Here is a 12,101-nt window from a genome sequence, read left to right as displayed (position 1 = left end):
ACATGCAAAAATAAGCATGATTAAGTAAAAGGTCGATAAAAAAAGATGTTTTTTATCATTTTAAAGCCCATATTACTTATTTTGAATTATTCTTAATAAGCCACAAAACATTAAAGAAAATTTAAAACTAAAAACTACGATTATAAGAATGACAAAAAGCTATACAGGTCATTGAGTCTGTCTATTTTTTAAGGCTTATTTTTTTCCTTATTTTACTTAAAAATTCATGGGTGATACCAAGATATGATGCGACCTGTTGCTGTGTAATTTTCTGTTCGAGACCAGGATATTTTTCAAGAAATTCAACATATCGCTGATCTGCCGTCTTACCGGTCAAAGAAAGAATCCTCCTCTGTAGTGCCACTGAAGACCTTTGATTCATGATTCTGAAAAGCTTCTCTACCCAGGGAATGGTTTTGTAAAGATGTTCTTTATTTTCTTTTAAAACCATAAGAACTTCACTATTTTCCAGCGCTTGAATATTTAAGATACTGGGAACACGATTTATCATACTATCTATATCCGTAATCCACCATCCTTCCACTGCAAAATATAATGTTTGCTCCATCCCTTTTTCGTTGAGATAGTACACTTTAAAACAGCCGCTTGTAACAAACCCTTCAAAAAGACAGTAATTTCCCTCTTTCAGCGCAAAATCATTTTTCGGAAATTGAACTTTATTAAAAGATTCGGAAAATCTTTTAAATTCATCATCAGAAAAATCGACATATTGCTTGATGTAATGATAAAGTAGGTCAGACATCGTATAAAATTAAAACATAAAGATACCGATATTATGACCGGTATCCTTATTTTAAACTAATCTTATTTACTTGCCAGCAAATCCTCTGTACTTATGATTCTGCTGTATAAATTTCCTAATGAAGAAATACCCGCCAGGAAAGATTTCTGAATATCTGCTGCTTTTATAATTTCTCCATCCAGCTCCCTGTTCTTTGTTGCCGTTGCATCCCCCACAATCCTGTTACTGAAACCCAGATCAAAAGCTGCTCTTGTAGTAGATTCCACACATACATCGGTCATCATTCCGGTGATAATTAAATTTTTAATATTATACTCTTTTAAATAGGCAAGAAGTTCTGTTTCTCTGAAGCTATTTGGAAAATGTTTGATGATTACTTTCTCATTCCCTTTTGGTAAAACCAGGTTATGAATTTCAGCACCCTTTGTGTCCGGAAGGAAAAAATCAGCTCCTTCATTGGTTGCTATATGTTTAATATGAATGACTGGCAGATTATTTTTCCTAAAATATTCCAACACCTTACTGGTATTTTTACCTGCAGTTTCTGCCCCTTCTAAAACCATTTTTCCTCCGGGAAAATAATCGTTTTGTACATCGATGATTAATAATGCCGTGTTTTCCATTGTCATGTTATTTTGTTGTGCTTTTGCAGACGAAAGTGTAACGAATACTATACATAACGTCAGCATCCTTTTGAATTTATTTTTCATTTATTATAAATTGATGGTACAAAATTACAGGAGGTATCATCAATAGCATTTGAACTAGTTCAAAAAAGAAAGTACAAGCCACAGACATTTCAAATTAATGCCGAATATCAAACTGTGTAGATCTACTATTTTTCTAAAACCAATTTGGAAAGTCTTATTAAATATTTCCAGGATTGGAAAAAAACATAAAAAATGCCCACAAGGATATAATGGGCAATTTTATAAATAAAGTAGAGGTCTACTATTCCTATGAATTGAGTCTGATCATTTCCAGTAATTCCATTTCAAACCATCAAACAGAGCTATTGTCTTACTGACGGTATCATAACATATCATCCCCGGATACGGGGTTCTCACATTAAGATGAGGATTAGCTACCTTGGGTAAAATCAATGCTTTATTGGCAGATTCCAAAACAAGGACTCCGGGAGCACTTGTAGTAGAAGAGCCTATAATCACTCTGTTATTTCCCGCTGTTTCGGCACTCGTATTAAATATAACATTTGTAGTGGACCCGGGATCACTCATATTCACCCAGCCGGAGCCGGTATTCATTTTTAAGACCTTATCATTCTTATCCATTAAAAGAGTTCCAGCAACAGCGTTACCTGGGAGAGTTTCTACAATAGGAAGTAAAATTCCGTTAGTTGTACCTGAAGCGAAATCAAGAATACCATCTCCGTCTACTGTTTGCTTACCGATCGCTATTTGGGCGTGGATAAAACCAATTCCAAGCAATCCTAATATAGCTAATATATTTTTCATGTTTTCTATTTTATAATTTTAAAATTTAAGCCATCTGTCTAGGGTTAGTCATTACAAGACCGGATAATACAGTTCCATGAAGTACCGTTATACAGTTTAAAGCAATTATCTGTAGTATCGAAAATCAGCATCCCTTCTACCGGAACAGCAATACTTGCGGAAGTTGTTCTGGTAATAACAAAACCTTTATCTTTTGACTCTAATGCTATAAAACCATTAGGAATATTAGTTGGCCAGTTGGGCAGGATTTCACGAAGACCTGTAATACCAAATTTTGTCATACTGTTTGGTGTTCCTGTAACCGGATCTTTGGTACAATACGTTTGAATATTGGTTCCGAAGGTAAAATATTTATTAGCAGGAAACGAATAATTAAATACTGCTTTCCCTCCAGTAAAACTTGTTGCCGGAATAAATTGTACATTCTGTGAAAGTCCATTGTTATCAGCTACAATCATGTATAATTTATCTGTTGCCACAATACTGGTATAATTAGTAAGGTCAGCTTGCAGCCAGGAAGAACCCGTGTCATTCGTTTTTTGTGCTAACCACGTCCTCTGAATAATCTTTCCCGGAGCTATACCATAATTGAGTAAGGTTAAGGATTGATTATTATTATCTCCCATTATAAGAAAGGTTTTGTCTTGCGAAAAACTTGTTCTACCTGCAGCATTGTTTGCCGAAACAAAATCATTCGTGGTTGATACGATTAGCATGCTATTATTGTTTTGATTAACGCTATTTGTAACCACTTGGTTTAATGCTGTATCGTCATCTTTCGCCATCCCAAAAATGTTGTTATTGAAACTGGTATTCAGTCCAGAATTCCAGGTAACAGTAGTCTTGTCGGAGGCAATGTAATTGAGGGGTTGCTGCAAAGTAATTCCATATTTAACAGCTAAATAAGAATTTACACTTTGCCTTTCTACAGCTGTCTGTGTACCAGAATATAAAATAAATTCTCCAATCCTATCTCCTTCCAATGAACTGCTACCAGATCCCCCGTCATTATCCATCAAAAGAACCATTCCCGGATAGTTGCTTGTAGAAGATACATTATTGGAAGGATTGCCAAAAGCAAGCGCATTATTATCAAAAAAATAATTCATGTTTCCTCCGGACAACTCATTATAAAATGATTGTATACTTGGAAACTGTGTATTAACAGTATTTATAGTATTTGTTCCAAAAAACACATCCCCGGATTCTTTTTCATTATAAAATTCTGGACGATTGGTGCGGGTCCCGAAAAATGGAGATTGCCACACTCCTGCTATTGGAGATACATTGGAATTTCTTGTTACACCATTCATTACAAATACCGATCTATAGGTGGCAGAAGCGGTTCTTGTAAGAAATGTATAGGAGGTCAGTGCATTGGTGGTGTTATCTGGAAATCCTCCCGGAAATTTATATCCCGATCTATATTGATTGGTACTCGTAATTTCAATTGCAGGATTAAAATTAAAATTAGGAATAGAGGTTGCCGTCCTGTAGACTGGTCTTGCATTTACACCTGGATCCGCATAATAACCCGGCATTCCCTGGTTGGCAATACCATTAATTCCGCCTGATCTTTGATTATTCCATATAGCAACCTGCGTATTGTCTACTGTTGTATTCGTTCCGGCATCTGCTTTTACCCATATTTGAAGGTTAGCAGAAACGCCTCCGGGAGATTGAGACCACAATAATGAATTGAATATCATTGCTGTAAATAATAATTGCTTTCTCATTGATGTTTCTTTTAATTGTTTGTAAGTATATTCATTGATATAACCCGACTATCTCAAAAAAAATAATCGGCAATGGTGAAACTAGAAATCAGCCAAAATACACATGGTAAGTAATGTGGTCAATAATCCAGAATTAATAACAAGATCATAAAGAAGATAATAGTATTGAAATAATACTTTTATTTTGGGAAGTATTTTTTGTTTTCATTTATATGTGTGTTTTTAAATTAGACAAAAATTGTGGAATATTTAAACAATAAGTAATGCCTGTAAATAATATCAACAAAATAATTAATGCTTCTTAATATTACCTTAGTGTAAATTTATAAATTATTTTCATAAAAATATACTTTTTAAATACAATTTAACCACAGAATAACCGAATTATTGTTAATATATTTGATAATGATTCTTTTTTTTCAATTAATAATTTCATAATGATAAAATTTTGTCAATAGAAAATTATTCATTTTTATATGAGTTTTTAATTTCATTTGATATTATTTAGAATCAATTTCAATAATCAGGATTTTCTGATGTCTGAAAAGGATCATAGAGTTATTGTAAAATGCTTTTGAATAAAAAAAGATTATTTTAATATTGAAAAAACACTAAATTTGCCCACATTGATATTATGGACAAAAAGACACAAACAAAGCAGCAAGACATGTCTGAAAAAGGCAAAATTCTATCGAAACCCCGTATATTTTTCGGGCTTACTTTTATACTTTTTTCTGTCGTACTTATATTTTCATTCATTTCATATTTAATGAACTGGAAGGCAGATCAAAGCCAGGCAGGAACCATGCTTGATAAAAGTATACAATCCTCTAATATTTTTGGTAAAGTTGGAGATTGGCTCGGGAATATTTTCATTTTTGAAAGTATTGGCGTAGCTTCTTTTATTATAGCATTCCTTTTCCTTGTTTTCGGAACTTTAATTTTAAAAAAGAAAATTTTCAAACCTTGGAAAACAATAGGTCATTCGTTGTTTTTTATCTGCTGGGTTCCGATTTTCATGGGAGCTGTTACAAAAGGACAAGGTGTTCTGGGAGGCGTTTATGGCTACCAAATTATGGATTCGCTTAATGCAATCATAGGAACGGTTGGTCTTTGGTTGGTACTCGCCTCAAGTATAGCTTTATATTTTATCCTTGAGTTTAACTTACGTCCGAGTTCCATCAAAGCAAAACTTAATAATATTAATGAAAATACGATCGGAAAGGTAAAATCCATGATGCCTAGTTCTGACGAAAACTTTGAGGCTGATGAAGAGCTGGAAGAAGAAGCACTCGACAATCATCCTAATATTTCGGTTACGGATATGAGTGAGCCTGTGAAACAACAGGAACCGGTAAAGGTACCTAAAGGTTTTCCTGAGGTCCCGGTATCTACAAACCTGGAAACCATTACTACTCCTAATCATACTTCATTTGAAGATGATGGCAATGCTAAGCCGATCAACCTTAATCTTAATACCAAACCAGGTCTTCCGGTTTCAACTCCGGAACAGGCCTTTGATCTTACACCATCTACTCCATCGCAGGAAAATATTAAGTTCAATGTTGAAATTGCTCCTGTAATTGATGTTTTAGATGACACAGAAAAGCAATCTCAGGAACTAGTAGAAAAACATGGTCTGTATGATCACAAATTAGATCTGGCCAAGTTTCAAATGCCTCCGGTGGAATTACTAAAAGATTATGGTAATGAGGAGATTTCCATCAATAAAGAAGAATTAGAAGAGAATAAAAATAAGATTGTTGGTCTTTTAAAGAACTTTAATGTAGGTATTGCTGAAATTAAGGCAACCATCGGCCCCACAGTAACCTTATATGAAATTGTTCCTGAAGCAGGAATCAGGGTATCCGCTATTAAAAAACTACAGGATGATATTGCGCTGAATCTTTCAGCGCTGGGGATCAGAATCATTGCACCTATGCCTGGAAAAGGAACCATTGGAATTGAAGTTCCTAGAAAGAATCCTACCATGGTTTCTATGCGCTCTGTAATCGCTTCGCACAAATTTCAGAATACAGACATGGATCTACCTGTCGTTTTTGGAAAAACCATTTCCAACGAGATCTTCATGGCCGATTTATCAAAAATGCCACACTTACTGATGGCAGGTGCAACCGGCCAGGGTAAATCAGTAGGAATTAATGCAATTCTTACTTCTCTCTTATACAAAAAACATCCAAGCGAACTGAAATTCGTAATGGTTGACCCTAAAAAAGTGGAACTTTCTTTATATTCAAAAATTGAAAGACATTATTTAGCAAAACTTCCGGATACGGATGATGCCATCATAACGGACACCAATAAGGTAATCAATACACTGAATTCTCTTTGTATTGAAATGGATAACAGATATGACTTACTTAAAAATGCATTTTGTAAGAATTTAAAAGAGTACAATAAAAAATTTGCTGAAAGAAAATTAAATCCTGAAAACGGACACCGTTACTTACCATACATCGTTCTGGTGGTTGACGAATTTGCCGATTTAATTATGACAGCAGGAAAAGAAGTAGAATTACCGATAGCAAGACTGGCACAGCTGGCAAGAGCGGTAGGAATCCACCTCATTGTTGCCACCCAAAGACCTTCCGTAAATGTAATTACGGGAATGATCAAAGCTAACTTCCCCGCAAGAGCAGCATTCAGGGTAATTTCAAGTGTAGATTCAAGAACAATTCTTGATTCTACCGGTGCTGATCAGCTGATTGGTAAGGGGGATATGCTTTACTTTAACGGAAATGAAATTCTTCGACTGCAATGTGCCTTTGTAGATACGCCTGAAGTGGAAAGAATTGCAGAATTTATTGGCGAGCAAAAAGGATATGCTTCTGCGTTTCTTCTTCCTGAATACGTTTCTGAAGATGCAACAAGTTCAGTAGGTTCTTTCGATCCTAACGAAAAAGATGCACTGTTTGAAGAAGCAGCCAGAATTATTGTTTCTACTCAGCAGGGATCTACTTCCATGCTTCAGAGACAGCTTAAATTAGGATATAACAGAGCGGGAAGAATTATGGACCAGCTGGAGGCTAGTGGTATTGTAGGAGGCTTTAATGGCGCAAAGGCAAGGGAAGTGATTATTAGCGACCTTCATTCTTTGGAACAGTTTTTGGAAGATTTGCGTAAATAAAGGAAAACATGCCATAATGTTTAACTTTTGAAGTGGAAAAAATGTCTAAAGAATATTAAAATAAAAAAATGAAAAACATAGTTTCGAAAATTATATTAGGAGGATTTGTGGTAGGAGCTGTTGGATTATCCAATGCACAGAAAATAGATGCAAAAGCTAAAAAGATCTTGGATGATATCACCTCCAATTATAATTCTAAAAAGAATACCTATTTTAAATTTTCTTTTGGAAGCGGTGTCAATGGCAAGGTTGCTAAAACAGAGCCTGGCATCTATTACTCATCGGGAGATAAATATAAATTGAAAATCATGGATACAGAACAGATTTTCGATGGTAGCAAGATCTACAATATTAATGCTGACGACATGGAAGTAACGATTGCCAAACCTAACGGAAGCAGTACTATGTTCTCCCCTATCAATTACCTTTCTACCTACAGAAATGATTACAATGTAGTTTATGGAGGAAAGAAAGTAGTCAATGGTGTAAGTGCTGATCTGATCAAGCTTACTCCGGTTAAGCCTAATGGATTAAGTTATGTTTATCTGTTTGTAGATTCAGCTAAGAAACAAATGGTGAAACTTGAACAGCATGGAAGCAACAAAGATGTTGCAGTAATTGCCATAAAAGAATACAAGGAGAACCAGGAATTAGATCCTAACATGTTTGTTTTCGATAAGAATAAATTTAAAAATTACGTTATTACAGAATTGTAATTAAAAAAGTAATAATTTATAAAGTCACAAAGTAAACTTTGTGGCTTTTTCATTAATTTTGGCGAATGTTAAAAATACTAGACCGATATATCATAAAAACCTTTTTCGGACCATTTTTCTTTATATTCAGTGTATTGTTTTTCATATTTATTGTAAACATTATCTGGGTTCAGTTAGGGCAGTTTATGGGAAAAGGATTAAGCTACTGGCAAATTATTAAGCTCCTTTTTTATTTAGGGGTAAGTGTTATCAGTATGGTTTTGCCTCTTACGATCCTTTTAGCAAGTATCATGTCTTTTGGTGAGTTTGGGGAGCGTTACGAGCTTGCAGCTATGAAAGCCGCCGGAATCTCATTAACCAGGGTTATGGTTCCTCTTTTTGGGGTCACCACCATATTATCTATAATGCTGTTCTTTTTCTCTAATAATATTATCCCGGATTTTCAAAGAAAAGCGAAAAATATGCTTTTCAATATTGCTCAGACAAAACCCGCTCTTAACTTTACTCCAGGGCAGTTTATTGATCAGATACCCGGTTATATGGTGAAGTTTGATAAAATCCACGAAGACAATAGTATTGAAGGTGTGTTTGTTCACAGAAAAGCTAGCACATTCGAAAACCAGCAGTCTATTGTCGCTGAAAAAGGGAAATTTATTCCCGCAGCTAACAACCATTACTTAAAACTTGAGCTTTATAAGGGCTATGTGTTTGAAGATAATTTTGCAGGGAAAGGTGAAAATGTGAGATTAAAGCAACCGGATCAGGCTATTAAATTTGATACTCTTGTTTCGCATTTTGATATTAGCGAGCTCATCAATAAAGCAATCGAAGAAGAGCAGATCACGGATGATTACCGTTTTCAGACATTCAATCAGCTTAATAAAACTATTGATCTTAATAAAAAAGACAACGAAAGATTCTTTTCCACCGTCACGGACGATGTTTTGAACCAGACCAACTCCACCGTCAGCTATATGGATAAAAACAATAAATCCAAAGCTCCGGTTAAACAACAACTAAAACTGGATACGGTAAAAGGAAACAGGAAGATGGAGATTATCTACAATGCCTATACGAGATTGGATAATCTGAAAACCACAATAGACGGTAAAGCCAATGATTTCAAACCCAATGTTAAGTATTTCAGTAAAGTTGTTATTTATCAGCAAAGAATACTCTCCTATTCATTTACCTGTATCATATTCTTCCTTATCGGCGCCAGTTTAGGTTCCATTATCAGAAAAGGAGGAATGGGAGTTCCCGTAATTATTGCCATCGTTATATTTATTATTTTCTATGTGATTAATGTGGGAATGGAAAACCTTGCCTGGGCAGGAACATTAAATCCATATCTGGCAGCATGGCTCCCTAATATTATACTGTTCCCGTTCGGAGTGATTATGACCTATAAAGCATTAACGGATTCGCAACTCTTTGACGCTGAAAAATACAAGGCATTTCTCAAACCTATTACCAAAAGGTTTTCTAAAAACAAAGAACATAAAAGATATCAATAACAAAACGCTCCGGATTCCGGAGCGTTTTTTAAAAGGGAAAGGCTCCCGTTTCCAAATCATTCTAACAATTTTATTTTTAGATATTAGAAACACCTTCAGCCTTATTGACAATAAAAAAACAGGCCTCATAATGAGGCCTGTTTTAGTATATGTTCTAAAGCGAAAGTTACACTTTCATAATTTCAGCTTCTTTTGTTTTAAGGTGGTCATCACAAGCTTTCACATACTTATCAGTAAGTGCCTGGATGTCCTCTTCAACGCCTTTAATAACATCTTCAGAAACACCTTCAAGTTTTTTAAGTTCTTTTAAACCGTCCTGTCTTGCATTTCTTACGACAATCTTTGTCTGTTCGGTTTCTCCTTTAGCTTGTTTTGCCAGATCTCTTCTTCTCTCTTCTGTTAAAGGCGGAACATTCAAAATAATATTCTCCCCGTTGTTAGAAGGTGCAAAACCTAAGTTTGAATTAATAATAGCTTTTTCAATAGCATTGATTGCTGTTCTGTCCCAAGGTTGAATAGAAATCGTCATTGCATCAGGAACCGAAACATTAGCAACCTGGTTGATCGGAGTTGGAGCTCCGTAATATTCAACCATCACATCCTGAACCATTGAAGTAGAAGCACGTCCGGCTCTAATTCTTTGAAATACATGTTCAAGGTGCTTAATAGCCGCTTCCATGTCCTGTTTTACAGACTCTACTATTAGATCTAATTCTTCCATTATATATTTAAAATTTGATAAATTACACATTTATAAACGATGATCTTTACCTCAGTGGTATGGGATCAACAATAAATAATTTTTAAATCTCTTTATCTATTTACTTTACTGACTATAAATCCACTAAAGTACCAACGTTTTCTCCGTCTACAATCTTTACTAAATTCCCCTCTTTATTCATGTCGAATACGATGATAGGAAGTTTATTTTCGTGACTTAAAGTAAATGCAGTCATATCCATTACTTTAAGATTCTTTTCGAAAACTTCATCGAAAGATAAAGAATTATATTTTACAGCGTCCGCATTTTTTTCAGGATCACTGTCATAAATTCCATCTACCCTTGTTCCTTTTAAAATAACATCAGCACCAATTTCAATGGCTCTTAATGTAGCTGCAGTATCAGTTGTAAAATAAGGGTTTCCGGTTCCTGCTCCGAAAATAACCACTCTTCCTTTTTCCAAATGTCTTACTGCACGTCTTTTAATGAATGGTTCAGCTACCTTGTCCATTTCTATAGCAGATTGAAGTCTGGTTTTAATACCGGCGTCTTCCAAAGCACCTTGCAAAGCCATTCCATTAATCACTGTTGCAAGCATACCCATATAATCGCCCTGAACTCTGTCCATTCCCTTTGCAGCACCTGCTACTCCACGGAATATATTTCCTCCTCCAATTACAATGGCAACTTCACAACCTTTATCTACTACTTTTCTTATTTCAACAGCATATTCCTGAAGTCTGTCATTGTCAATACCATATTGTCTGTTCCCCATTAAGGCTTCACCACTAAGTTTTAGAAGGATTCTTTTATATTTCATCTTTAATTTTTAATAAATTTTAAATAGGGTTTATATCCCTGAAATTTGATTTTGCAAATATAATCATTAAAAATATTGAAAAAAGAAAAATATTTAGCTGTAAATAATGTTAGAAATATTTTGACAACTACAAAAAAGGATTATTTTTGCAATAATTATAAATTGAATTGAAGAAAATTATCATTCTTTCATTATTTCTGTCAGGAATTGTTTCTTATGCACAAACGGGAACAAATGTTTATCCTTTCTTAAACATTCCCGTATCTGCCAGACAGGCTGCATTAGGTGGCGATGCAATTACTATAAGAGATTATGATGTTTCCTTTGCTATAGCAAATCCGGCCTTACTTAATAAAGATTCAGACAAACAACTTTCTGTGAACGGAGCAGCATATCTTGCGGATTCCAAATACGGAACGATTGCTTTTGCTAAAGATTTTGATAATGGCCATATGGCTACAATCAACGCCAGATACATGAGTTACGGTGATATTCCAAGGACTGATGAAAGTGGTTTTGAAAATGGACAATTCAACGCATCCGATGTTGCCATCGGAGCTGGTTACGCCTATCAGTTTGAAGAAGACTGGACCATTGGAGGAGGAATTAATTTTATTACTTCAAAAATAGATACCTATACTTCTTCTGCTATTTCAGGAACTGCCGGAATTACTTACCATAATAAAAAAAACAAGGAAGTTCTTTCTCTTGTCGCAAGAAATTTCGGATATCAGTTCAAATCTTTTAATGGTACGCGCGAGAACCTTCCGTTTCGTATTGATCTGGGATATACGAGAATCTTAAAGGCTATTCCACTTGCCATTACAATTACGGCCCATGATTTACAGCAATTCAATATTTCATCTCCGTTTAACGTAGACGGTCAGGAAGTGAATGTGGGAAGAAAAATTGCAGATCACTTTTCTATTGGGGCAGAATTATTTCCGGAAAAAAACTTTAATATCAGATTAGGATATAATGTGAAAAGAGGAAATGAACTGGCTGTAGCTGACCAAAGAAATTTCTCAGGACTATCAGGAGGATTTGGAATTAAAATTTCAAGATTCCGTGTAGATTACGCTCATGTAAGATACCATAACTCTTCCAATGTGAATCAAATAGGAATATCTATGGACCTTAGCGGGCATCGCTATTAAACTTTTTCAATATTTAATTTTCCATTTCCTTGATTTTTTAAAAAAAAT

Annotated in this window: 10 protein-coding genes; 4 read left to right on the top strand and 6 right to left on the bottom strand. The window is 34.9% G+C overall.

Features of this window, described 5'->3' with window-relative positions:
* Positions 1 to 181: 181 nt before the first annotated feature.
* The 4 genes from AC0INN_RS05350 to AC0INN_RS05335 form a co-directional block, all read right to left on the bottom strand.
* Complete coding sequence (locus AC0INN_RS05350) at positions 182 to 763, bottom strand: Crp/Fnr family transcriptional regulator (RefSeq protein ID WP_306612117.1); 582 nt, start codon at positions 761 to 763, stop codon at positions 182 to 184.
* Between the two features lie 62 nt (positions 764 to 825).
* A complete protein-coding gene (locus tag AC0INN_RS05345; RefSeq protein WP_306612115.1) occupies positions 826 to 1,473 on the bottom strand; it encodes a cysteine hydrolase family protein in 648 nt (215 codons plus the stop codon).
* Positions 1,474 to 1,737: 264 nt separating this feature from the next.
* On the bottom strand, positions 1,738 to 2,238 hold the full coding sequence (locus tag AC0INN_RS05340; protein WP_306612113.1) for a hypothetical protein: 501 nt from the start codon (positions 2,236 to 2,238) through the stop codon (positions 1,738 to 1,740).
* Positions 2,239 to 2,282: 44 nt separating this feature from the next.
* Positions 2,283 to 3,974 (bottom strand): DUF8202 domain-containing protein, encoded by a 1,692-nt coding sequence (locus AC0INN_RS05335; protein ID WP_306612111.1) that lies wholly within the window; start codon positions 3,972 to 3,974, stop codon positions 2,283 to 2,285.
* Positions 3,975 to 4,608: 634 nt separating this feature from the next.
* Here AC0INN_RS05335 and AC0INN_RS05330 point away from each other — a divergent pair.
* From AC0INN_RS05330 to AC0INN_RS05320, 3 genes are all read left to right on the top strand, one after another.
* Positions 4,609 to 7,122 (top strand): FtsK/SpoIIIE family DNA translocase, encoded by a 2,514-nt coding sequence (locus AC0INN_RS05330; protein WP_306612109.1) that lies wholly within the window; start codon positions 4,609 to 4,611, stop codon positions 7,120 to 7,122.
* 68 nt (positions 7,123 to 7,190) lie between these two features.
* Entirely contained in the window at positions 7,191 to 7,838 is a 648-nt protein-coding gene (gene lolA1, locus AC0INN_RS05325; protein ID WP_273647890.1) for an outer membrane lipoprotein periplasmic chaperone LolA1, read from the top strand.
* A 65-nt stretch (positions 7,839 to 7,903) separates the two neighbouring features.
* The gene (locus tag AC0INN_RS05320; RefSeq protein WP_306612108.1) at positions 7,904 to 9,355 is read left to right on the top strand and encodes an LptF/LptG family permease; all 1,452 of its coding nucleotides are present in this window, start codon (positions 7,904 to 7,906) and stop codon (positions 9,353 to 9,355) included.
* Positions 9,356 to 9,521: 166 nt separating this feature from the next.
* Here AC0INN_RS05320 and frr read toward each other — a convergent pair whose 3' ends face one another.
* Positions 9,522 to 10,076, bottom strand: coding sequence for a ribosome recycling factor (frr, locus tag AC0INN_RS05315; protein WP_172283103.1), 555 nt, complete (start codon positions 10,074 to 10,076; stop codon positions 9,522 to 9,524).
* 112 nt (positions 10,077 to 10,188) lie between these two features.
* Complete coding sequence (pyrH, locus tag AC0INN_RS05310) at positions 10,189 to 10,896, bottom strand: UMP kinase (protein WP_172283104.1); 708 nt, start codon at positions 10,894 to 10,896, stop codon at positions 10,189 to 10,191.
* 167 nt (positions 10,897 to 11,063) lie between these two features.
* Between pyrH and porQ the strand changes: the two genes are divergently transcribed.
* Positions 11,064 to 12,053 (top strand): type IX secretion system protein PorQ, encoded by a 990-nt coding sequence (gene porQ, locus AC0INN_RS05305; RefSeq protein ID WP_306612105.1) that lies wholly within the window; start codon positions 11,064 to 11,066, stop codon positions 12,051 to 12,053.
* The last annotated feature ends 48 nt before the right edge of the window (positions 12,054 to 12,101 follow it).

It is taken from the genome of Chryseobacterium subflavum (assembly GCF_055762745.1).
This window is presented reverse-complemented; position numbering and strand designations above follow the sequence as displayed.